The 22908-nt window shown below is 61.1% G+C and carries 19 protein-coding genes, 2 tRNA genes and 2 pseudogenes; 9 read left to right on the top strand and 14 right to left on the bottom strand.

Features of this window, described 5'->3' with window-relative positions; genetic code table 11:
* Window positions 1-7: 7 nt before the first annotated feature.
* Window positions 8-817 carry a nucleoside triphosphate pyrophosphohydrolase gene (mazG, locus tag ACYU8T_RS05220; RefSeq protein ID WP_461158727.1) on the top strand — a complete coding sequence of 270 codons (810 nt, stop codon included), beginning with the start codon at window positions 8-10 and terminating at the stop codon, window positions 815-817.
* Here mazG and hflX read toward each other — a convergent pair.
* The 7 genes and pseudogenes from hflX to dusB all read right to left on the bottom strand — a co-directional run bounded on the left by hflX (window position 806) and on the right by dusB (window position 10115).
* Window positions 806-2137, bottom strand: a complete 1332-nt coding sequence (gene hflX, locus ACYU8T_RS05215; protein ID WP_461158726.1) for a GTPase HflX — start codon at window positions 2135-2137, stop codon at window positions 806-808. The genes mazG and hflX overlap by 12 nt on opposite strands.
* A gap of 65 nt (window positions 2138-2202) precedes the next feature.
* A pseudogene (hfq, locus tag ACYU8T_RS05210) lies at window positions 2203-2691 on the bottom strand (RNA chaperone Hfq); the annotation flags it as partial.
* Between the two features lie 144 nt (window positions 2692-2835).
* Entirely contained in the window at window positions 2836-4209 is a 1374-nt protein-coding gene (gene ntrX / locus ACYU8T_RS05205) for a nitrogen assimilation response regulator NtrX (RefSeq protein ID WP_247231149.1), read from the bottom strand.
* Complete coding sequence (locus ACYU8T_RS05200; RefSeq protein ID WP_461158725.1) at window positions 4199-6451, bottom strand: sensor histidine kinase; 2253 nt, start codon at window positions 6449-6451, stop codon at window positions 4199-4201. Before ACYU8T_RS05200 ends, ntrX begins: the two co-directional genes overlap by 11 nt.
* Before the next feature lie 93 nt (window positions 6452-6544).
* Window positions 6545-7990: a nitrogen regulation protein NR(I) gene (gene ntrC / locus ACYU8T_RS05195; protein WP_097091563.1), complete on the bottom strand. Its 1446-nt coding sequence runs from the start codon at window positions 7988-7990 to the stop codon at window positions 6545-6547.
* The gene (locus ACYU8T_RS05190; protein WP_097091564.1) at window positions 7987-9099 is read right to left on the bottom strand and encodes a two-component system sensor histidine kinase NtrB; all 1113 of its coding nucleotides are present in this window, start codon (window positions 9097-9099) and stop codon (window positions 7987-7989) included. Before ACYU8T_RS05190 ends, ntrC begins: the two co-directional genes overlap by 4 nt.
* Window positions 9096-10115 (bottom strand): tRNA dihydrouridine synthase DusB, encoded by a 1020-nt coding sequence (gene dusB / locus ACYU8T_RS05185; RefSeq protein WP_461158724.1) that lies wholly within the window; start codon window positions 10113-10115, stop codon window positions 9096-9098. Before dusB ends, ACYU8T_RS05190 begins: the two co-directional genes overlap by 4 nt.
* 102 nt (window positions 10116-10217) lie before the next feature.
* Between dusB and ACYU8T_RS05180 the strand changes: the two genes are divergently transcribed.
* Both ACYU8T_RS05180 and ACYU8T_RS05175 read left to right on the top strand, forming a co-directional pair.
* Complete coding sequence (locus ACYU8T_RS05180) at window positions 10218-11393, top strand: bifunctional 2-C-methyl-D-erythritol 4-phosphate cytidylyltransferase/2-C-methyl-D-erythritol 2,4-cyclodiphosphate synthase (protein ID WP_247231144.1); 1176 nt, start codon at window positions 10218-10220, stop codon at window positions 11391-11393.
* Between the two features lie 3 nt (window positions 11394-11396).
* Complete coding sequence (locus ACYU8T_RS05175) at window positions 11397-11909, top strand: CinA family protein (protein ID WP_097091567.1); 513 nt, start codon at window positions 11397-11399, stop codon at window positions 11907-11909.
* On the opposite strand, the gene ACYU8T_RS05170 is transcribed toward ACYU8T_RS05175, so the two are convergent.
* Window positions 11861-12331, bottom strand: coding sequence for a type II toxin-antitoxin system RatA family toxin (locus ACYU8T_RS05170; protein ID WP_097091568.1), 471 nt, complete (start codon window positions 12329-12331; stop codon window positions 11861-11863). The genes ACYU8T_RS05175 and ACYU8T_RS05170 overlap by 49 nt on opposite strands.
* 4 nt (window positions 12332-12335) lie before the next feature.
* A pseudogene (gene lipA / locus ACYU8T_RS05165) lies at window positions 12336-13293 on the bottom strand (lipoyl synthase).
* 44 nt (window positions 13294-13337) lie between these two features.
* Here lipA and ACYU8T_RS05160 point away from each other — a divergent pair.
* Genes ACYU8T_RS05160 through ACYU8T_RS05150 form a run of 3 tightly spaced genes read left to right on the top strand, consistent with a single transcriptional unit; the run spans window position 13338 to window position 15042 of the window.
* A complete protein-coding gene (locus ACYU8T_RS05160; RefSeq protein ID WP_097092774.1) occupies window positions 13338-13991 on the top strand; it encodes a carbonic anhydrase in 654 nt (217 codons plus the stop codon).
* Window positions 13991-14761: an NYN domain-containing protein gene (locus ACYU8T_RS05155; RefSeq protein WP_461158723.1), complete on the top strand. Its 771-nt coding sequence runs from the start codon at window positions 13991-13993 to the stop codon at window positions 14759-14761. Before ACYU8T_RS05160 ends, ACYU8T_RS05155 begins: the two co-directional genes overlap by 1 nt.
* Window positions 14761-15042, top strand: a complete 282-nt coding sequence (locus ACYU8T_RS05150) for an acylphosphatase (RefSeq protein ID WP_461158722.1) — start codon at window positions 14761-14763, stop codon at window positions 15040-15042. Before ACYU8T_RS05155 ends, ACYU8T_RS05150 begins: the two co-directional genes overlap by 1 nt.
* A gap of 360 nt (window positions 15043-15402) precedes the next feature.
* Here the strand turns inward: ACYU8T_RS05150 and ettA are convergent, their stop codons facing one another.
* Complete coding sequence (ettA, locus tag ACYU8T_RS05145; protein WP_097091572.1) at window positions 15403-17088, bottom strand: energy-dependent translational throttle protein EttA; 1686 nt, start codon at window positions 17086-17088, stop codon at window positions 15403-15405.
* Window positions 17089-17189: 101 nt separating this feature from the next.
* Between ettA and ACYU8T_RS05140 the strand changes: the two genes are divergently transcribed.
* Window positions 17190-18563, top strand: coding sequence for a M28 family peptidase (locus ACYU8T_RS05140; RefSeq protein ID WP_461158721.1), 1374 nt, complete (start codon window positions 17190-17192; stop codon window positions 18561-18563).
* Between the two features lie 155 nt (window positions 18564-18718).
* A complete protein-coding gene (locus ACYU8T_RS05135; protein ID WP_066523849.1) occupies window positions 18719-18931 on the top strand; it encodes a hypothetical protein in 213 nt (70 codons plus the stop codon).
* A gap of 132 nt (window positions 18932-19063) precedes the next feature.
* On the opposite strand, the gene ACYU8T_RS05130 is transcribed toward ACYU8T_RS05135, so the two are convergent.
* The 4 genes from ACYU8T_RS05130 to ACYU8T_RS05115 form a co-directional block, all read right to left on the bottom strand.
* Window positions 19064-19140: transfer RNA gene (locus ACYU8T_RS05130), tRNA-Pro, on the bottom strand.
* Window positions 19141-19235: 95 nt separating this feature from the next.
* Window positions 19236-19311, bottom strand: a tRNA-Ile gene (locus ACYU8T_RS05125).
* Between the two features lie 25 nt (window positions 19312-19336).
* Entirely contained in the window at window positions 19337-20374 is a 1038-nt protein-coding gene (locus ACYU8T_RS05120; protein WP_461158720.1) for a polysaccharide deacetylase family protein, read from the bottom strand.
* Between the two features lie 49 nt (window positions 20375-20423).
* Window positions 20424-22181 carry a sensor histidine kinase gene (locus ACYU8T_RS05115; protein ID WP_461158719.1) on the bottom strand — a complete coding sequence of 586 codons (1758 nt, stop codon included), beginning with the start codon at window positions 22179-22181 and terminating at the stop codon, window positions 20424-20426.
* Between the two features lie 200 nt (window positions 22182-22381).
* On the opposite strand from ACYU8T_RS05115, the gene ACYU8T_RS05110 reads away from it, so the two are divergent.
* Window positions 22382-22855 (top strand): Lrp/AsnC family transcriptional regulator, encoded by a 474-nt coding sequence (locus tag ACYU8T_RS05110; RefSeq protein ID WP_097091581.1) that lies wholly within the window; start codon window positions 22382-22384, stop codon window positions 22853-22855.
* The last annotated feature ends 53 nt before the right edge of the window (window positions 22856-22908 follow it).

Genomic DNA, 22908 nt, shown 5'->3' with positions numbered 1-22908 from the left:
GACAATCATGTCATCCAACAGCAAAGCGAGCCCCGCCGACATCATGCCGCTCGCGGCCATAATGGCGAAACTCCGCGATCCCGAAACGGGCTGCCCCTGGGATATCCAGCAAGATTTCGCCAGCATCGCTCCCTACACGATCGAGGAAGCCTATGAGGTGGCGGACGCAATCGAACGCAACGACATGCCCGCGCTTTGCGATGAACTCGGCGACCTTCTGCTACAAGTGGTCTTCCACAGCCGAATGGCCGAACAAGCAGGCCATTTCGCGCTTCAGGATGTCATCGACGGCGTCACCGAGAAGATGATCCGCCGCCATCCACACATTTTCGACGAAGGCTCCGATCGCCAGCACGGCCATGCTCAATGGGAAGCCATTAAGGCTGCAGAACGCGCCGCCAAGGAACCGGACGGCAGCGCTCTGGCTGGCGTCGCAAAAGCGCTTCCTGCACTCCTTCGCGCTGAAAAGCTGCAAAAGCGTGCCGCCCGTACCGGTTTCGATTGGCCAGACACGCAAGGCGTCATAGCGAAGATCGAAGAAGAATTGCAGGAAGTCCATGACGCCCGATCTTCGCAGGAGCATCACGAGGAAGTCGGCGACCTGCTGTTCGCTGTCGTCAACCTCGCACGGCATCTGAAGGTCGATGCCGAAGCGGCCCTGCGAGACGCTAATGCTAAGTTCGAAACCCGCTTCCGTAGCATGGAAAACGCGGCGGGTGACCGCTTCCAGACCCTAAAGCTGGAAGAGAAGGAAGCCCTGTGGCAGCAAGCCAAGCGGGAATTGGCCAACCAACAACCTGCGGCATCAAGCAGTTGAGCGTTTCATGAAGCGGGCCAAGGCGGACTCGGACAATCGCACTGTCACGACCACATCGCTGTCAGCTGTCTCGCTTCCGATCACCTCACCATGCTCATGCAGCCAGGCGATAGCAGCGCCATCGGCCACAGGCACTCGAAGTTGATGGATCTCCGCTCCGGCAGTCATCTGGCCACTGATGCGCCGCTGCAGATCATCCACCCCTGCCCCTGTCAGCGCGGAGAGGATCACGACATCATCGCGCCTGCCTGCGATCTCCCGCAGTTGAGCGGCTGAGTCGTCATCCAATAAATCAAGCTTGTTCCAGGCTTCGATGATCGGCGGGGCGTCCTCCCCTCCTTCGCCTTCAACCGCTCCCTCGCCCGCCACCCCAAGCTCGCTCAGCACATCCAGAACATCATCGCGCTGAGCCTCGCTGTCAGGATGCGCAATGTCGCGAACATGTATGATCAAGTCAGCGGACAGGACTTCTTCCAGCGTCGCGCGGAAGGCCGCGATCAACTGGGTAGGAAGGTCCGAAACAAAGCCCACGGTGTCCGACAGGATTGCTTTGTCCAGGCCCGGCAAGGCAATCTGGCGCATCGTGGGGTCCAGTGTTGCGAACAGCAGGTCCTCCGCCATGACATCTGCACCAGTCATGCGGTTGAACAGCGTGGACTTGCCCGCATTAGTGTAGCCGACAAGCGCAATGACCGGCCAAGGCGCGCGTTGACGACGAGCCCGATGAAGGCTGCGCGTCCGCGTCACTTGGTCGAGTTCCCGCCGGATCTTTGCCATCCGATCGCGGATCATCCGCCGGTCGGCTTCGATCTGCGTTTCACCCGGGCCGCCAAGGAAGCCGAAACCACCCCGCTGGCGTTCTAAGTGAGTCCAGCTTCGCACCAGCCGCCCGGCCTGGTAGTCGAGGTGCGCCAGTTCGACTTGCAGCCGCCCCTCGTTCGTAGCCGCGCGCTCACCGAAGATTTCCAGGATCAGGCCGGTACGATCAATCACCTTGGCTTCTGTCGCCTTCTCCAGATTGCTCTGCTGCACCGGGCTCAATGCATTATCCACGATGACCAGCTCGGCCTCTTCTGCCCGCGCCAAGGTCGCGATCTGATCAACCTGCCCACTGCCGAACAGCGTGGCGGGCTTTCGATCGCGAACACGAAATGTCTGGGCCGCGCGCACGTCGATACCGATCGCCAGGGCAAGCCCTCTCGCTTCCTCGAGCCGTGCGTCGCTGTCACGCCGCTCCATCCCATGCGTTTCGGCACGCACGACGACGGCCCGCGCACCGCGCGACACCTCATCGGCCGTATCTCGGTTGAAGACCGCCATGAGCGCTTAACGCATCAAGCGTCGGCCCGCTTCATGCGAAGCTGGGCCGTACGAACATAGATTGATCAATCGTCGCTCTCGCCTTCGCCGCTCAGATCGAGGGCGTGGAGGGGCTGAACGGTGGAAATGGCGTGCTTGTAGACCAGCTGAACCATGCCGTCGCGTTCCAGCAGCATGCAGAACAGGTCGAACGCGGCAATCTCGCCCTGAAGCATCACGCCGTTTACCAGGAACATCGTGACCGGGCTGCCAGACTTGCGCACGGCGCTCAGGAAAATTTCCTGAAGCAGCTTCGGCTTGGAGTTACCGTCGCTCGCCTTGCGAAGGTCGGTGAGATCCATAGACTGTGCGGGCATGACCGTCGAGATGGCATGCTTGTAGACAAGCTGGGACTGCCCATCGCGGCGCAACAGCACCGAGAAGTTATCGAACCAAGTGATGATCCCTTGCAGCTTAACGCCCTTGACCAGGAACATGGTCACAGGGGTTTTGCTCTTGCGCAGGTTGTTCAGGAAGATGTCCTGAAGATTATTGAGTTTTTCTGCCATGGTCTTCGCCTTATTGGCGGGACGTTACCCGCTCTTGCACCCCTGGGCAGGGTGTCTTGCCCGCCCCCGCGCATCGGGAGCAACCCGGACGCTACCGCAATTGCGAAGGGCCGTCCATGCCCCAGATGAGCCAGCACTCATCCTCTTGCTTCAATTGTCTTTTCCGTCGGTAATGCCGAGCAGCTTCAACTTGCGGTGCAATGCCGACCGCTCCATGCCGATGAACGTCGCGGTGCGTGATATGTTGCCTGAAAAGCGCCGAATCTGGATGCGCAAATACTCACGTTCGAAACTTTCCCGTGCTTCCCGCAGCGGAGCGCCCATGATGGCGGATTGCCCCATGCCCTCGCTCGCGCCATTGCTTGTCAGTTCGCTCGGCAACATGTCCAGCTCGATGCGGCCGATCCGCTCGCCCGGCGCGAGGATGATCGTACGTTCGATGACGTTGCGCAGCTGGCGGACATTGCCGGGCCATTCATTTGCCTGAAGGGCGGCCATGGCGTCACTGGCGATCTCGGGCGAAGGGACACGCCTCTCGGCCGCAAAGCGCGCCAGATAATGGTCCACTAGCGGCGGTATATCATCCCGGCGCTCGGATAGAGGCGGTATGACGAGCGGCACAACGTTAAGGCGATAGAACAGGTCTTCCCGGAACCGCCGCTCCTCGATCTCCGCTGCCAGATCGCGCGCGGTCGACGAAATCACGCGAACATCGACCTTCACCTGACGCTGCCCGCCAACGCGCGTGAAGCTCTGGTCCGTCAGCACCCGCAATATCTTGCCCTGCGTCGTGAGCGGCATGTCGGCGATCTCGTCGAGGTAGAGCGTACCGCCATGCGCCTGCTCAAGATAACCGGGGCGCACAAGCCCGCTCGGGTCTTCGACGCCGAACAGCTCTTCTTCGACCCTGTCCGGGTCCATCCGCGCCGCCGCGACGATGATGAAGGGCGCATCCGCCCTGCCGCTCCAGCTGTGAAGCATCCGCGCCGCGACTTCCTTGCCCACGCCCGCGGGCCCGGAAATCAGCACCCGGCTGCCCGTTCCGGCTACCCTCTTTATCGTCGCTCGGACCGCATTGATTGCGGCCGATGTCCCGGTCAGCTCATCATCCTGTCCGAAGCGCGCACGCAGGACCTGATTTTCCCGGCGCAGCCGTTCAGTTTCCGTCGCTCGCGATACCAGATGGAGCAGTCGATCGGCTTCGAACGGCTTTTCGATAAAGTCCGCCGCGCCCTTCCGGATCGCCGCAACGGCAGTATCGATATTTCCATGGCCGGAAATCATGAGCACCGGGATGGTGGCATCGCGCCGCTTGATCTCGTCCAGCAGTTCGAGGCCGTCGAGCGCTGACCCCTGAAGCCATACGTCCAGCAGCACAAGCGAAGGCCGCCGGGCGTCCAGCGCTTCTATCGCGCTGTCGCTGTTGGCTGCCGTGCGAGTGGTGAAGCCTTCATCCTCAAGCACACCCGCAACCAGGTCGCGGATGTCCTCTTCATCATCGACTACCAGAATATCAAGCGCCATTGGCTGTCACTTTTCCCTTGGGCATGGCAACGACTTGCCCTTCTTCCAATTTCTCAAGAGCGGCGATGGGGAAGCGCAGGGTCACGTTCGTGCCTCCCCCTTCCGCATCGTCCAGGCGGATTTCGCCCATATGTTCTTCGACAATCTTCTTGACGATCGCGAGCCCCAGGCCGGTCCCCTTTGTCCGGGTGGTCATGTAAGGCTCAAGCACCCTCTCCCGCTCCGGCGGAAGCCCGATCCCGTCATCCCTCACTTCGATCAGCAAATTGCCCTCGTCCTGCCTCACCGTCATGCGCACATGGCCACGCACGTCGCCGCCGGTCGGTTCAGGCTTTGGCTCGATCGCCTCAACGGCATTCTTGACGATGTTGGTCAGCGCCTGCCCCAGCTGCCGCCGGTCGCAGACAAGGTCCATATCGTGCGGCTCGCCATGAAATTCAAATTTAATGTCGGGATGCGCCACTTCGTGCAGGAACAGTGCGTGACGGGCGATATCCGCCACAGCCTCTCGGCGGAAAACCGGCTTCGGCATCCGCGCGAAGGACGAAAATTCATCGACGATGCGCCGCAAGTCGCCCACTTGCCTGACGATCGTGCCCGTGAGCCGCGTAAAGGTCGCCTTATCGCTCGTCACTTCTTCGGCATAGCGCCGCTGCAGCCGCTCGGCGGCCAACTGGATGGGCGTGAGCGGGTTCTTGATCTCATGAGCGATCCGCCTCGCCACGTCCGACCAAGCGGCGCGCCGTTGATCGGATAGCTGCTGCGTAATGTCGTCAAAGGTCAGGATATGGCGCGAGGCGTCTTGCGAGACCTTGACCGCCAAAGTCCGCACCTCGCCATGCGCGCGCGTCTGAACTATGCCCGCCCCCTCTTCCGAAGCGATGAGCGCGGCGAGCTCCGGCGAAACAGCACTTAATGGCTGGCCGACAGGATCATCACCCTCCTTAACAAGAATCGCAGCAGCAGAGCTGTTGAGAAGCAGGATGATGCCCTCATGATCGACGGAAAGCACACCGGCAGATACGCCGGACAGGATAGCCTCGATAAATGCACGGCGCTCATCCAATTGGCTGTTGGCGGCGACAAGCGCGCCGGTTTGCGCTTCGAGACGCTGCGTCATCCGATTGAAGGCAGATGCCAGGGTCCCGATTTCATCGCGGGATTGCGGGCTGGTCACGCGAGCCGACAGGTCGCCCGCCGTTACCCGGCGTGCCGCGGTCACCAGTTCGTTCACCGGCCGGACCATCCAGTCCGCAACCGCAAGGGCGATATAGACCGCGATTCCGACCAGCAGCAGCGAACCGACGAACAGCGCTACGTTGAAACGCAGTTGGAGAGCGCGCGATTGGGCCGCGAAAATGTCATAATCGGATAAGACCTTTTGCGCGCGTTCGACATTGCTGAAGGCGGTCGAACCGGAATCGCGCGTCGCATAGAGATAGATTTTCGCTCCCGGATATAGCAGCGTAACCGCCTCGATCTGATTGGGCTTGGCGGCGACAACCACATTCTCTCCTGCCTCCAACCGCTTGACAGCATCGGATGAGAGCATTTCTGAAGCAGGCTGGCTATCGGGATCGACTGTCGCCGCGGTGCGCGCAACGCCATCCTTGCCAACCTCAATGATCGCCGATCTGTTTAGCTTCCGGGTCACGACCTGATAGATGTAACCTTCGGCAAATCTGGGGCTCGATACCTTCGATTGGGCCAGGTAATCGCGCAGGTCGCTGGCCATGGTTACGGTTTCGTCCCCGACCTCACGAAGATTCTGCTCGTAATAGCCACGCGCCAAGTCGCTCGCATTTTGCAGCATCCCGCGCGCGCTGTCGGAAAACCAGAACTGCACACCATATTGGAACAGCAGCGATGCGAAAATCACCACCAGCAGCATGGGAACGCTGGCGACGATGGAGAAGATGGCCACCAGCCTGACATGCAGCTGTCCGTCGCTGCCTATGGCCGATTGAGCCGCGCGGCGCTTAGCCACCCGGCGTCCCAGCAGCACGAGCAGTGCAATAGCCGGGACCAGATTTCCGACGAGCAGCAATGCGACGATCGGCGGGGTAAGCAAGGTGTAGGACTGCCCCTGCCCCGAAAGCAGGATATACGTCAGGCTGGCGGTGCCGAGGAAGAGCAGCAGCGTGATAGCCTCGACTAACGGAGCAAGATGACGCCGAAGGAAGGGTGGAAAATATCTCTTCCATGCCCGGCCCCGCGTGGAGAGAGTCACTGCACCTTCCATAGTTGCTTTCTTACAACAATGCCGTGCCGGTTCAAACACAGTAATTCGGCGTGCATGTCTCTTGGCCGAACACTTCTGTCGCTTTGTCTCGCCTTAGTCCGAGACGCGCAGTTGAAGGGGGTCAAGGCCATAGTCCGTCAATTTCTTCCGGAGCGTGTTACGATTGATCCCCAGCAGCCCGGCCGCCCGGATTTGATTGCCATCCACGCTTGCCAATGTTTCCTGCAACAGGATCGGTTCGACCACCGCCAGCATGTCGTCGTGCAGGTTGCGGTTAGGCTGGCCGATACCGATGCCCAATTGCCGTTTCGCCCATTCGCGCACCGCCAGCCCCAACTGATCGGCAGGCGCAGTATAGTCTGAAGGCACAAGGTCGAGCGGCAGGCTGTTTCGCAGCACCTCCGCCGCGATCACATTCTCGCGGCTCAACACCGCCAGCCTCTGCATCAGGTTCTGCAGTTCGCGGACGTTGCCTGGCCAGTGATACGCCATCAACAATTGCGCCGCATCGTCCGCCAGAGTCTTACGCGGCAGCCCTTCCTGCGCGGCCCGTTCCAGGAAATGCTTCGCGAGCAGGATCACGTCCTCCCGCCTTTCCCGCAGAGCTGGAAGGGATATCGGGACTACGTTCAACCGATAATAGAGGTCCTGCCGGAAGCGGTTTTCCTCGATCAGCTTAGGGAGGTCCTTGTTGGTCGCCGCGATGATGCGCACATTCACGCGTACAGGCTTGGAGCCGCCGACCGTCGTCACTTCGCCCGACTGCAATACCCGCAGCAGGCGAGTCTGGGCCTCCATCGGCATGTCACCGATCTCATCGAGGAAGAGCGTGCCCCCTTGTGCCTGCTCGAACTTCCCCGCAGTCCGGACATTTGCGCCCGTGAACGCTCCCTTTTCATAGCCGAACAACTCGGCCTCGATCAGCTCACGTGGGATGGCGGCCATGTTGATCGCGACGAACGGTTTCGTGCGGCGCTGGCCCAGGCCATGGATCGCTTCGGCCACAAGTTCCTTGCCTGTTCCGGATTCCCCCAGCACCAGGATGCTGAGGTCGTTGGACAATACGCGCGCGATCGTCCGGTAAACCTCCTGCATGGCGGGAGACCGGCCGACGAGCGGCAAACCGTCATGCGGCAGGCCCGCATCCTCTTGTTTGCCTTCCTCGGCCTTGTTCATGCCAAGCGCGTCGCCAACCGCGCGCGACAGCTCGTTGAGGTCGAACGGCTTCGGAAGATATTCGAAGGCGCCCTTCTCGGTCGCCCTGATCGCGGTGTTCAACGTGTTCTGCGCCGACAATATGATGACGCTCAGGCCCGGCTTGCGGTCCAATATATCCGCAACGCCCTCCAATCCGTCGCCATCCGGCAGCATGACGTCAGTGATGAGCACGTCGGGCGCGAAACTGTCGATCAAGGCGCTGCGCTCCCGGATGGAAGACGCCGTCTTCACCTTATGCCCCTGCCGTCGCAACGCTTCTCCCACCACCACGCAGATGGCGGGATCATCATCGACGACCAGGATGGACCCGGTGCTCGTCACGCGGCCATCCCCATCGGAAGAAGGATGCGGAAGGTCGACTCGCCTGCTTCCGGATCGCGTGAATATTGGACGAAGCCGTTCATGTCCCGGACCAGCTTGTCCACAAGTGCGAGGCCGAGGCCCTGCCCGTCCCGCTTCCCCGTTATGAAGGGGTTGAAGAGGTGATCCAAAATATGCTCCGGCACGCCCGGCCCGTTATCGATGACCAATATCTCTATGGGCAGAACTGCGCTCCCCTTCCCGTCGCCGAGTACGACGGAGACTCCGTGACGGAATGCGGTTTCTACGCGGATGCTGGGCTCCTCGACATTCTCCAGCGCTTCTGCCGCATTTTTTAGAAGGTTGATCATGACCTGCACAAGCGCATCGTCATTGATCACCGCAAATGGCAGCGATGGATCGTAACGTTTTATAATCCTGATATTTCTTGCAAAGCCGGCCGCTGCAATGTTGGCCGCTTGGTCGATCATCGGGTAGATGTTGCCGGGGCGGCATTCCAGCCTGCGATCGGTCGTGAAATCCTGCATCCGATCGATCAAGGCAGCGATCCGGTCCACCTCATTGCAGATCAACTGCGTCAACACGGTATCACGCCCGCCATTGCCGGACTCCAGCAACTGCGCCGCGCCCCGTATGCCGGAGAGCGGATTCTTGATCTCATGGGCCAGGATCGCCGCTGCGCCCATGGCTGATCGAGCGCCGCCCGCAGTGCCGCGATGACCGATCTTGCGCGCGTGACTTTGGGCGTGAATGGAAACCACCCGCCACCCTTCATGGTCGATCACGGGGGCGATCATCAGATCGACCTCCATCTCGGCCGTCCGTCCCGCGTGAACCTTGACATCATAGGCGGCGATTGGCTTGTTGCTATGCCAGATGTCGAAACGCCCGCCCATCTCCGCCATGCGGATCGTGCGCGTGACGTCGCTGCCCACGATCGCCGATCGCGCCATGTTGAGCAATGTTTCCGCCCGCACATTGGCGTCCGAGATGCTGTTGTCCGGAGCAATGACCAGCGTAGCGACCGGCAGCGCCGTCATCAGTTCCGGAAGCGATGGCCCGTCCTGCTGCATTCTAGGCGGCGGGACGGTTGTCAGCGGCATCGTCATGCAGCCTTGCGCGTCTCGACCGCCTCATCCTGTGCAATCAGCGGCTCGTAGAAGCGCGCGAGCATATCCAGAACGACGTCGCCGTCGGGCTCCTGATTGACGGCGTTGCGAAACTCCGCCGATCCGGTGAGGCCTTTGGTGTACCAACCGATGTGCTTGCGGGCCATGTTGACGCCGGTCAAGCCATCATAATGATCCAGCATCGCCCGATAATGTTCTGTCATCAGGCGATATTGCTCTTCCAGGGACGGATCGGCAAGCCGCGTCCCCGTCCGGAACCAATGCATCACCTGCCCAATAAGCCAAGGCCTGCCATAAGCACCCCGGCCGATCATGACGCCATCCGCCCCACTTTGCTCCAGCGCAGTCTCCGCGTCCTCGATCGAGCAAATGTCACCATTCACGATCACTGGAAGCGACACAGCCTCCTTCACGTTGCGCACGAATGCCCAATCGGCACTACCCTTGTACATCTGACAGCGAGTGCGCCCATGGACCGTGATCAGTTTCGCGCCCAAATCCTCGGCAATCCTCGCGAGTTCCGGCGCGTTCAGGCTGGAATGGTCCCATCCCATGCGCATCTTTACGGTCACGGGCACATCGACCGCCTTCACCGTCGCTTCGATAAGCGCGGCGGCCAAGGGGAGATCACGCATAAGCGCGCTGCCCGCGTCGCCATTGACCACTTTCTTGACCGGGCAGCCCATATTGATGTCAATGATGGCCGCGCCACGATCGGCGTTCAGCTTCGCTGCTTCAGCCATCTCCTGCGGCGAACAGCCCGCAAGCTGCATCGAAACCGGCTCTTCCACCGGGTGCCATGCCGCTTTCTGCAACGACTGCCGCGTCTCGCGGATCATCGCTGCGGTCGCGATCATCTCCGTCACGTTCAATCCTGACCCATAGCGGCGGACCAGAGTACGGAACGGCATGTCCGTGACGCCAGTCATCGGCGCCAGGATCACCGGCATGTCGATCGTCACCGGACCAACGGAAATGGGGGATAAAGTGCGCATCACCAGCTTTGCCTAAAAAACAGGCAGCCCTTAGCTGAAAAGCAATCGCGCGGCAAGCAACTGGTCTGGCGGAGCGATCCGCCGTTCGCTACACGCGCTGCGATGACAGGGCATAATCACAAGGTCGCAGCACTGGTCCTCGCCGCAGGCCAGGGAAGCCGCGCGGGCGGCGATACGCCCAAGCAGTTCCGCCAAGTCGGCGGCAAGGCAGTCATCGCACATGCCATCGACGCTTTTACAGCACATCCGGCCGTTGACTCGGTGTACCTCGTCATAGGCGCTGGGCAGGAAGACACTGTGCGAGCATTGATCGGCGGCGGCCAGGTTACCTCGATCATCGAAGGCGCGGATAGCAGGCGAGGCTCCGTTCGCGCGGGATTGGAAGCCATCGCCGCAGGCGGTGGCGCCGACCGGGTGCTCATCCATGATGCCGCACGGCCCTTTCTCTCGTCCGCCATGATCGAACAGTTGCTGGGCGCTCTCGATCGAGCGCCCGGAGCCTTTCCCGCTCTCCCGGTCGCGGACACGTTGGTAAGGTCGGCGGATGATTCCGCTGGCGATACCGTCGACCGATCCGGGCTCTACCGGGTGCAAACACCGCAAGCCTTTCACTTCGATGCTATCCTCAGCGCACATCGCAACTGGGACAGCAGCCGTGAAGCTACGGACGACGCACAGATGCTGCGCCTTGCGGGCCATGACGTCATATTGGTGCCCGGAGATGAGAGGTTGGAGAAGTTGACCTATCCGCAGGATTTCGCTCGGGCTGAAGCCCTGCTGGCGTCGCGACGCACGACTCGGGTAGGCATGGGATATGACGTCCACCGCCTTGCTGCTGACGAGGAGCTTTGGCTTTGCGGCGTGCAGGTGCCTCATGACAGGGGGCTTGCGGGCCACAGCGATGCGGACGTGGCGATTCACGCCCTTGTCGACGCCTTGCTCGGCGCTCTTTCCGAAGGCGACATCGGCAGCCACTTCCCTCCGTCCGATCCGCAATGGCGCGGCGCTGCGTCCTCGCGCTTTCTGGAATATGCCGGGGCGCGCGTCATCGCCCGCGGTGGGCGCATCGACCATGTTGACGTCACGATTATCTGCGAAGCGCCGAAAATCGGACCGCATAGGGACGCCATGCGACAGCGGATCAGTGAAATACTCGCCATCCCGCTCGACAGCGTGAGTATCAAAGCGACGACGACGGAAAAACTGGGCTTCGCCGGACGCCGCGAAGGCATCGCTGCGCAAGCCGTTGCAACCATCTCCCTCCCCGCGCTATTCTAAGCCATGCCTGATCGCATTCTCCCCGCGCCGCTGGTAGACCTTGCCGAACGCGTCATCATCGCCAATCGCCGCGCTGGCCGCACTATCGCCGTTGCGGAAAGCTGCACGGGCGGCCTCGTCTCTGCAGCGCTAACCGAGATCGCCGGATCCTCCGAGGTCTTCGAAGCTGGATTTATCACTTATTCCAACGACATGAAGAATGAGTTGCTGAAGGTATCGCAAGACGTGCTGGAAACCTTCGGCGCCGTCTCCATTGCGACCGCATGGGCGATGGCCCAAGGGGCCCTGATAAAAAGCCACGCCAATGTCGCGGTAGCGATTACCGGGATCGCCGGCCCCGGCGGCGGGTCCGAGCAAAAGCCGGTCGGCACCGTCGTTTTCGCGCGCGCCGAACGTGGCGGCAATCCGGACAAGGTCGTCGCGGACATGCGTTATTTCGAGGATAGTGGCCGGGGCGGCGTCCGCCTTCAGGCGGCGCTCTGCGCACTCGAACTGTTGCTGCCCGAATCACCATAGAGTTCCGCCGCGCGCGTTTCGAACGCACCGATCATCTTGCGCAGCGCCTTGTCGAACATCTGGCCAGCCAGCATCTCGAAAAGCCGGTTCTTGAACTCGAACTCGACTTCAAAATCGACCAGCACCCCGCCCTTGCCGTCATCGCGGAAGCGCCATTCATTGTGGAGATGCTTCAGCGGTCCTTCCAGATAATCGACCCGTACATAATCCGGCCGATGCTTGTGAACGCGCGAGGTGAAGCTTTCCTTGATCCCTTTGAAGCCGACGATCATGTCAGCCACCATCTCTGAATCGCTGTCCTGGCGCACGCGAATGGCGCTTACCCAAGGCAGGAATTCAGGATAGGCAGCGACGTTGGAAACCAGATTGAACATCTGGTCCGGCGTATAGGGAAGCGGCCTTGTTTCATGATGCTTGGGCATGTGTTCAGCGTACCGCCCGTGCCAATTGAGCTTCACGCGCGGCCCGCATTTCGGCGAAATCCTTCCCCGCATGATAGCTGGAACGTGTCAGCGGGCTTGATGCCACCTGCAAAAAGCCCTTGGCCCGCGCGATGGCCGCATAAGCGTTGAAGGCGGCAGGCGTGACAAACTCCATCACCTTGGCATGCTTCGGCGTGGGTTGCAGATATTGCCCCATCGTCAGGAAGTCGATGTCGGCCGAACGCATGTCGTCCATCACCTGGTGCACCTCCAGGCGCTCTTCACCCAGGCCAAGCATGATCCCGGATTTCGTAAAGATTGACGGGTCTAGCTTCTTCACCGATTCCAGCAGTCGCAGCGATGCATAATAGCGTGCGCCGGGCCGGATAGTCGGGTATAGGCGGGGTACTGTCTCCAAGTTATGATTATAGACGTCCGGCCGCGCGGCCACGATCATCTGCACGGCGCGTTCATGCTTGTTCCGGAAATCCGGCGTCAATATCTCGATGGTCGTATCGGGCGTCGTGCGGCGCAGCGCTTCGATCACCTTCACGAATTGCGAAGCCCCGCCGTCCGGCAAGTCATCGCGATCCACCGATGTGATGACGATGTGCTCCAGCCCCATCTCCGCACAGGCATCGGCCAAATTCTGCGGTTCATTGGTATCGACCTTGCGCGGCATGCCGGTCTTGACGTTGCAGAAGGCACAGGCCCGGGTGCACACGTCGCCCAGGATCATCACCGTCGCATGCTTCTTCGTCCAGCATTCGCCGATGTTGGGACAAGCCGCTTCTTCGCAAACGGTGGCCAGTCCCTTTTCGCGCATCAGCTTTCGGGTTTCATGATAGCCGGGGCTCGTCGGCGCCTTCACCCTGATCCAGTCGGGCTTGCGTGTGCGCTGGGGCGTGGCCTGCACAGGTAGCGGAGCGGTGTCTGTCATGCGCCCTCAAATAGCGATGCATGCCCGCTCTTGCCAGCCCCCAGATTGTTGGGCAGAGACATGGCCATGACCGACTTTTCCGACATGCTCGAAGGCTATCGCCGCTTCCGCAACACTGGCTGGACGCAACAGCGTGAACGATGGGATGAACTGAGTGAAGGGCAGAGCCCGCGCGTCATGGTCATCGCCTGCTCCGACAGCCGGGTCGATCCTGCCCAGATATTCGACACCAGCCCGGGCGAGATCTTCGTGGTCCGAAACGTGGCGGCACTGGTGCCTCCCTTCGAAACCAATCCCGGTCACCACGGTGTTTCAGCAGCGCTCGAGTTCGCCGTTCAGGTACTTAAGGTGGGGGAGATCGTCGTCATGGGTCATGGCAAGTGCGGCGGCTGCAAGGCGGCGCTGAGCCAGGAACTGAAAGACGCCCCTCCCGGCGAAGGTGGTTTCATTCATAACTGGATCGACATGCTTGATGACGCCCGCGACAAGGTCGTTGCACGCTTTGGCGATGATCGCGGCCGTGACGCGCACCGCGCCATGGAGCAGGAGGGCGTCAAGGTCAGCCTCGCCAATCTGCGGACCTTCCCGTGCGTCCGCACAAAGGAAAGGGATGGCGAGTTGAAACTGGTGGGGGCCTTCTTCGCGATTGCCGATGGCCAGCTTCATCTGCTTGACGAAGCGAGTGGCGAATTCCATCCTGCGTCGCTGGAAACGGCCTGATGGCGTCGGCGATCCCCAGCGGCAATGTCGCCCTGCTGATCGACGCTGATAACGCCTCCGCCGACCATTTCGACCCCGTATTGACCGTTCTGGCCGAGCTTGGAACGGTCAACATCCGCCGCGCCTATGGCAATTGGAGCAAGCCTTCGCTCAAGGGCTGGGCGCGGCAGGCCGTGACGCAGGCCATCGAAACGCAGCAGCAATTCGACCTCACCAAGGGGAAGAATGCGACCGACATGAAGATGACGATCGACGCCATGGACCTGATGGCTGGCGGTCGCGTCACCGGGTTCGGGCTCATGTCCAGCGATAGCGACTTCACGCCCCTGGTGACCCGCCTCCGCCAGGAAGGCATCCACGTTTATGGATTTGGCTCCGACAAGACGCCGGAGGGATTTCGCCGCGCATGCACGCGCTTCATCGATGTGGCGGCGCTGGCGGCATCGCTTGCACCAGCAAGCCCCGAGCTTGGTGCCGCTGTCGCAGCGCCGGACGAAGCCGCCGCAAAGCCTGCGGATCCAACCAGAGCCGACATAAACAAAGTCGATGAAGAGGTCGTCCGCCTGCTCATAGAAGCCTATGATGCGGCAAAGCGCGATCAGAATGGTTTCGCTGCCTTAGGCCCGGTCGGTCAGCGCGTCGCAAACCGTTCGAGCTTCGACGTCCGCAACTATGGCTTTAAACGCCTCTCGGATCTGGTGCAGGCGATCCCCAACTTCATCACGGAAACGCGTGAAAACGGGCAGACCTGGATCAAGCGGGTGCGTTGATGCCTGTTGTCGCCCGCCGCCTCATGATCTTTGGCCGGGTACAGGGCGTCTTCTATCGTAATTGGACAATGCAAACCGCGCGTAATCTAGGATTGGCGGGATGGGTTCGCAATCGGCTCGACGGCAGTGTTGAGGCGCTGATCGAGGGGTCCGAAGACGCGGTGAAACGCTTCATGGCCTTGGCTCATGAGGGACCACCAGCAGCGCAGGTCGCGCGCATTGAAGTGACGGATCAAGCCGTGCAAGATCTGACTTCCTTTGAAAAACGGCCGACCGGCTAGAGCAAACTATGCCAAGCTCGAACGCCAAGGCGGATGGCTGAGCTTGTCAAAGCCTTCTTGTTCGTAAAATAAAGCCCTTCAACAGGCGCAGCACGAACAGCATTAGCAGTCGACCTAGCCTCGCAGCCCGACGCTCTGATCGTACCAGCCTACTCAGAACTCACCTGCATCAGTCCGGCCACCAAAATGCCATCCCAAAAAAAATGGCCGACCCAGATGGGCCGGCCTGAAAGTTTTAGGAGAGGATGCCTGAAAGGCCCCTCCGATATGTGATCAAGCGACTTATTGTGCAAGTGCGAAGGGCGCCGTGCTGGTTGCGCTGATTGCAACCACTTGCACATCCTGCCCCTCAACACCTCATCAGCGCGTCAGCTTCTTGTAAGCGAGGCTGGTCGGCCGGTCAGCGGCATCACCCAACCGACGGCGCTTATCCTCTTCATACATTTCGAAGTTGCCCTCGAACCATTCGACATGGCTGTTGCCTTCGAAGGCGAGGATGTGCGTGGCAAGGCGATCAAGGAAGAAGCGGTCGTGGCTGATAACCACCGCGCAACCGGCGAAGTTTTCGATCGCCTCTTCCAGCGCGGCCAGCGTCTCGACGTCAAGATCGTTTGTCGGTTCGTCGAGCAGCAGGACGTTGCCGCCCTTCTTCAGCATCTTGGCCATGTGGACGCGATTGCGTTCACCGCCGGACAGCTTGCCGACATTCTTCTGCTGGTCCTGCCCCTTGAAGTTGAAGGCGCCGACATAGGCCCGCGTGGACATGTCATGGCCGTTGACCTTCACATAATCGAGGCCATCCGACACCTCTTCCCAGACATTCTTTGACGGGTCGAGATGGTCGCGGCTCTGGTCGACATAGCCGAGGCGCACGGTCGAGCCAAAATCCACTTCACCGGAGTCAGGTGTCTCTTGGCCAGTGATGATGCGGAACAGCGTTGACTTGCCCGCGCCGTTCGGCCCGATCACGCCGACGATCCCGCCTGGCGGCAGCGTGAAAGACAGATTCTCGAACAGCAGCTTGTCGCCATAGGCCTTCGAAATATTCTTCGCTTCGATGACCTTGCCGCCCAGCCGTTCCGGCACCTGGATGACGATTTGCGCCTTGCCCGGCGTACGGTTTTCCTGGCTGGCGACCAGCTGCTCGAACTTGGCGATACGCGCCTTCGATTTGGTCTGGCGTCCCTTCGGCCCCTGCCGGATCCACTCCAACTCGTCCTTGATCGCCTTCTGGCGGCCCGACTCTTCGCGCGACTCCTGCTCCAGGCGCTTGGACTTCTTCTCGAGATAGGTCGAATAATTGCCTTCGTAGGGGAAATATTTACCGCGATCGAGCTCCAGGATCCAACCCACCACATTGTCGAGGAAGTAGCGATCGTGGGTGATCATCAGCACCGCGCCCGCATATTCCTTCAGGTGGTTTTCCAACCACTCCACGCTCTCAGCGTCGAGGTGGTTGGTCGGTTCGTCGAGCAGCAGGATGTCCGGCTTCTGGATGAGCAGTCGGGTCAGCGCGATACGGCGCTTCTCACCACCCGACAGGCTTTCAACCGACCAGTCCGACGGCGGGCAGCGCAGGGCCTCCATCGCGATCTCAAGCTGATTGTCGAGCGTCCAGCCATCGACAGCGTCGATCTGCTCCTGCAACTCGCCCATCTCGGTCATCAGGGCGTCGAAATCGGCATCTTCCGGCGGATCGGCCATGATCATGCTGATCTCGTTGAACCGGTCCAGCTTGTCTGCGATTTCCCGCGCGCCGTCCTTCACGTTTTCCAGGACATTCTTGGCCGGGTCGAGCTGCGGCTCCTGCGCCAGATAGCCGACGCTGACATTCTCGCCAGGCCAGGCTTCACCGCTATAGTCGGTATCGATGCCCGCCATGATCTTGATCAGCGTCGATTTACCGACGCCGTTCGGGCCGACGATGCCGATCTTGGCGCCGCGATAAAATTGTAGGTTGATACCATTGAGCACCGGCTTTGGGGCGCCGGGGAAGCTCTTGGTCATGTTCTTCATGACGAAGGCATATTGCGATGACGCGGACATGGCTTGAAACAGCTCCGAAAGACGAATGACTAAATTTGGGCCGGAGTTAGCGAAGCCCGGCGCCATTGGCAAATGCCGGATCGCTGGCTAAGCCTTCATTCATGCAGAAAATTCGATCGGGCACCATCGCCGCGCTCCTTCTCGGCAGCGTCGCCTCTCCCCTCCCCGTCGCCGCTGCTCCTCCAGTCGCCGCCGCGATTCGAGAAGCGGCCTTGCAGGACAGCATCGCCTGGGATTTCACCGAAGGCCTCACGACGGAGGTCGGCCCTCGCCCTGCTGGCACGCCTCAGGAGGCACGGGCGCGCGATTGGGCGGTTGCGAAGCTCAAGTCACTCGGCTTTTCCAACGTCCGCGCGGAACCATATAGCATGCCGGTCTGGGTACGCGGCCATGACGAAGCACGGATTGTATCGCCCTTCCCTCAGCACCTGGCATTGGCCGCGCTCGGCAACAGCGCATCGACGCCCGCCAAGGGGATTGAGGGCGAAGTCGTCTATTTCCCTACGCTGGCTGATCTTCAGGCGGCGCCCGACGGCAGCTTGAAGGGCAAGATCGCCTTCGTCAGTCATGCCATGACCGCGACTCAAGATGGCAGCTCCTACAGCCATTTCGGCGCGACCCGTCGGCAGGGGCCAAGTGTCGCATCACGCAAAGGCGCAGCGGCGATTCTGATACGGTCGATCGGCACCGATCAGCACCGTCTGCCGCATAGCGGTGTTCAGATGTGGGCCGATGGCGTGAAGCCGATCCCGGCCGCCGCACTCAGTACCGTGGATGCCGACCAGCTGATCCGCGTAATGTCACGGGGCCAGCCCGTCCGCCTTCACCTGACCCTTACGTCCAGGATGCTCAAGGATCAGCCTTCGGGCAACGTCATCGCTGAATTGCCCGGCGCTGATCCGACAGCGGGCATCGTCCTTGCCGCCTGCCACCTCGATAGTTGGGACCAGGGCACCGGTGCCATAGACGATGCCTCAGGGTGCGGGATCATCACGGCTGCTGCGCTCCACGCTGCCAAGGCAGGCCCCCTCCGCCGCACCATCCGCATCCTCATGGCGGGGGCGGAGGAAGTCGGCGGCGATGGAGGGCGCGCCTACTTCGCCACACATGGCAGCGAACGTCATGTCGTGGCCATGGAATCGGACTTCGGCGCAGACCGCGTCTGGCGCATCGACTTCAAGCTGCCCGCAACCTACGCAGCGGTATCCAAACGAATTTCGAACGCCCTCGCTCCACTTGGGATCGCGCCCAGCCGCACCGCTGCCGGAGGCGGATCGGATATCGAGCCCTTGGTGAAGGCAGGGGTGCCGGTACTCGATCTGCAGCAGGACGGCACCCGCTATTTCGACATCCACCACACTGCGGACGACACCCTGGACAAGGTGGATCGCGCGCAACTGCAACAGAATGTGGCAGCCTGGGCCGTCACCCTGCATGAATTCGCCACCACCACAGAATCGCTGGCGAATAAGTGAACTTTTGTAGTAGACAACATTCCGTCGCGTGATTCCGTCGCTTCACCGACGCAGAAAAGCATTGATTTGTGCAGCGCACACGTTAATGCGGGTCGCTCGCGTCGGGCGTGTTAACAATATGCCGACGCGGCAATATGCTATGGGAGCCGTACACAATGAAGAAGATCGCTGTTGTTTTCGCTTCGGCCGGCCTGATGGCCCTCGCCGCTTGCGGTGAGAAGCCGGCCAACGAGACCGCGAACGCTTCGAACGCTGTTGTCGAAAACGTTGTCGAAAACGCTGCTAACGCTGCCGACAACGCTGCGAATGCTGCTAACGCCGCCGACAACGCTGCGAACGCTGCTTCGAACGCTGCGAACGCCGAATAATCTTCGCGTCAGCAAGATTTTTAAGAGGGCGGGCCGTGTCACGGTCCGCCCTTTTTCTATGTGCGCGAGATACGCGCCGCAGCCGTGCAAGAAGCTGTCGCAGGAACAGCGCCGATCATCGATGTTTGAAGGTGGTCGGGGAGACAGGATTCGAACCTGCGACCCTCTGCTCCCAAAGCAGATGCGCTACCAGGCTGCGCTACTCCCCGACGTAAGGCGCCTTAGCGGCGAAGAATGCGTCCCGTCAATGAGCCATCGCGGAACAGTGGCATTCTATTCCCTTCAGATTGGCCGATGCAGGAAATGGTGGGCCCGGCAGGACTCGAACCCGCAACCTAGCCGTTATGAGCGGCCAGCTCTAACCATTGAGCTACAGGCCCCACCTGATCGACCGGATAGGAGGCATCAGGCCGCTTGGCAAGCCTGTCTCCGCACCGGAACTGCTTCCAGAAACTGATCCAGCGAAGCCGCTTTGACATCCCGCCTGGCGAGGTGGTCGAAAATCTTGTCCCACCACATGAAAAAGGCCGCTTGGTCCTTCGCGCTGCGCACATAGGGCGTATGCCCCGGCTCCAGCGTCGGCGAGTGGAAGCTGAAGTTCAGGACTGCGGCACCCTCTTCGATCAACGCATCGATCGCGCTTATGGCATCACGGACCGGCACGCCCTCTGGCGTCAAAGGCACCCGGCTGAACAAACCGGTACGCGCCAAGCCCCCCGCAATCCTGCTAACCGACTGCGCCTTTTGATAAAGCCGCTCGCCCCCGCTTCGCAGCATTCCTACAAAGGCCGTCGAAAGCGGCAGTTCGACCAGAGCACGCTCCGGCCCCGCCCAATAGGGATTGAGTGGCAAGCCCCGGAAGTCTGGTCCGTGCTGCGCGCTATAATCGAACCTGCTGCGTACCGAACTGTCGAGCCGAAACCCTGCCTCCTCCAGCAAGCGCGCGCTATTATGCCCAACGCCATAGCGCCCAGCGCGATAGGCGGCCGGGCGTCGGCCGAACCGCTCCGTGATCCGGTGACATAATGCTTCCAGCTTCGCGCGCTCAACCGCCTCGGGAAGAAACCCTGCATAGCTGTTCGCCTCAGTCACCTCTTCAACGTGCGGAGGATTGACCCAGGGGTGAAGGTGCGCGCCGACATCCGCCGTGTCGTCAGCCACCCACTGCGCCATCATCCCGGCAGCGGCGTCATCGTCTACCACTGGATAATCAGCAACATAAATGGGCTTCACGCCCGCTGACGTGAAATAGGCCTGACCGCGCGCCATGCTATCCAGTGCCGTCACGCTATGGCCATGGCGGCTGAATGGAGCGCTCCAGTCGAACTCTTCCTCGGTATCGACGAACAGCATGAACCGAGTCCCGAAATCGGGAGCAAGCGTGATCATGTCCAGCGCCAAGGGCGTGCGCAGCAGACTGCCGTCATGATCGGACGAATTCATGGCTCCGCTTTACCGCCACAAAGGTTGCGATAGCGTTTCCCTCAAAGCGTCAGAAGCTGCCTGCGGCATCCTCGGCCAAGGTGATCGCTGGTATCGACAGCAGGAAGCGATCCGGCTCGATCTGCAAGGCGCCGCCGCAACCCGCCGCAAGGCTCCTTATCAGGCGCAGCGAAAAGCCGAGACCCAGCAACGGACCATCCGCCCAATCGCCATCGGCTGTATAGCCCGGGTCAAGCAGCCGCTCCTCATCCATCCCCTCGAGGCTTGCAGGCCTGTCGACCGCCAGCATCACCGATCCATGTCCGCCATCCGGCTGATACCAGCAAGCGCCGCTCAGCGCCTCGCCCGGCGTCGCGATTGAAACGACCGTGCGGATCAGATGCTGTACCATGCGTTCGCCCTGAACCGGATCGATCCGCACCATCGGCAGCGATCGCGCCAGATTGATGTCGATCTGAGCGCCATTGCCCTCACCCTGCTCCCGGAACCGCGCGGACACTTGCGCGATCAGCAACGCTGGGTCGATCGCAACCGGAGCCTCTGCCCCTTCTCCGCGAGACACGCGGGCCGCAAGGTCGAGGTCATCGAAAGCGGCCAGCAGATGCCGGGCATCCAGCGCGATCTTTCCCGCCATCTCCCGATATTCAGGGCCGCTGGGACCGAACAGCTCCTGCTCGATGATATCGGCGAACCCCAAGATAGCGTTCAGCGGCGTGCGCAGCTCATGCACCAGTTGCCGCAGCGAGTCGGCGGATAGTCCGGCGACTGACACAGGTTCAGCCTGCGGCGGAGCCGCGACCTCATGCAGATAGGGGCGGCGCGCCTGGCCGCGATATCCCTGAAACCTGCCCGATCGCGGATCGAAGAAGGGCGTTGCCGATAGCCGCCATTCGCCCGCCATCGCTCCGCCGACGATGGTGTAGCGTCCATTCTGGAATCCGCTGCGCCGCATGAAAGCGCCCGCAACGCTGCCGTCGGGGCCGCTTGCGCCGGCAACAGCCACCTCACCAAGCGACAGTCCGATCAGCGCCGCGCGCGGGCCCTGATCGACCCAGATCATCATGCCCGTGGCATCCGTTTCGAATGCGAAGGAACCGACGGCGCCGGACTGCCCAACGTCGGCACGGGGCGTGACCACATCGGGTATCCGCCGCCCGCTCGTAAAGCGTTCGATCCTGTCGACGAGGTTCCGGATCTGGTCGTCGCCTGCCGGAACGTCATCCGTCGGCTCGGCCGAAGCGTCTTCGACCAGTGCTTCCTGCACATCCGCAGATGGCTCCGCGCTGTCATTTGGCGCCATCATGGCGGGCGTCAGCAGCATGTCGCTCGTATCGTCGACAGCCTCCGCCTCTCGGTCGCTTGTCAGGACGAGGTCAGCCGCGCCGAACGCCTCCAGCGCCTGCTGTGTCGCCGCGCCCAGATCCCGCCGTCCCCGCAGAACGCCACGCGCGGTTGGCGTGAGGCGAGGTAGCAGGGCAACCCACGCGTCATCAGGCAGGCGCGCGCGCGACATGGCGGCGGCTACAATCGCGGGCCTATCATTGGCAAAAAACTCGACGAGCGCGGGCGACCGCAAGCGTCCGCCGAGCTCGACCACCGACGCGATCCGCTGGGTTTCCGACAATTGAGGTTGCAGTCCCGCGAGCCGGTCCAGCAACACGGCGCGTTCTTCATCCGGCAAGGTGCGCCGGTCGGCACGATCATTCTGCGCCAGCAGATCGACGCACTGACGCCACAGCGTCACCGCGCCTAGGCCGCTCCTGTTTTCTGCGGCGAGAACCGTCTGCATCAAATCGTTGAAGCGCACCTTATTCCCCTTGAGGACTTCCGCCGACGTGCAGAACTTCGCTGCGAAAGGAAATCATGACGAACGAATAGGCCTTCCCGTGCCTGAGGAAAAGAGCCAGCGGATGGCAATTCGGGGAGCGTCGCATAGTGGGACAATTGCATTGCCCTGAAATATTATTATGATACGGCGTAAGGATTAGAAAGGAAATAAGCAGAAGAATGGCTGGGCCCGCTATTGATGACATCGATCTCCACATCCTGGGCGAGTTGCAACAGGATGGCCGGATGACCAATGTGGAGCTCGCGCGAAAGGTCGGCTTGACCGCTCCTCCTTGCCTGCGCCGCGTGCGCGCCTTGGAAGAAAGCGGCGCGATCACTTCTTATCATGCTGTGGTCAACCCGGCCATGCTGGGCTACACCATCACCGTATTCGCGATGGTCAGCCTGAAGAGCCAGGCGGAATCTGACCTAAAGGCTTTCGAGGATCATGTCGCGACCCTGCCGGAGGTTCGCGAATGCTATATGCTGAATGGAGAGATTGATTTCATCCTGAAGGTCGTGGCCAAGGATCTTCAGAGCTTCCAGCAATTCCTCACGTCGAAGCTGACGCCTGCCCCCAATGTGGTGAGCGTGAAGACGTCCCTCACCATCCGCATGTCGAAAAATCTGCCTGGCGTGCCCCTGCCACTCTGACCGGCACCCAGCGGGGCGCGGTTTTTGCCAAAGGGCCAGCGCGCAACGAACCT

This window comes from Sphingobium sp. TomMM35A, from assembly GCF_054771735.1.
Note: the sequence above shows the minus strand (reverse complement) of the source record. Positions and strands in the feature narration are given on the sequence as shown.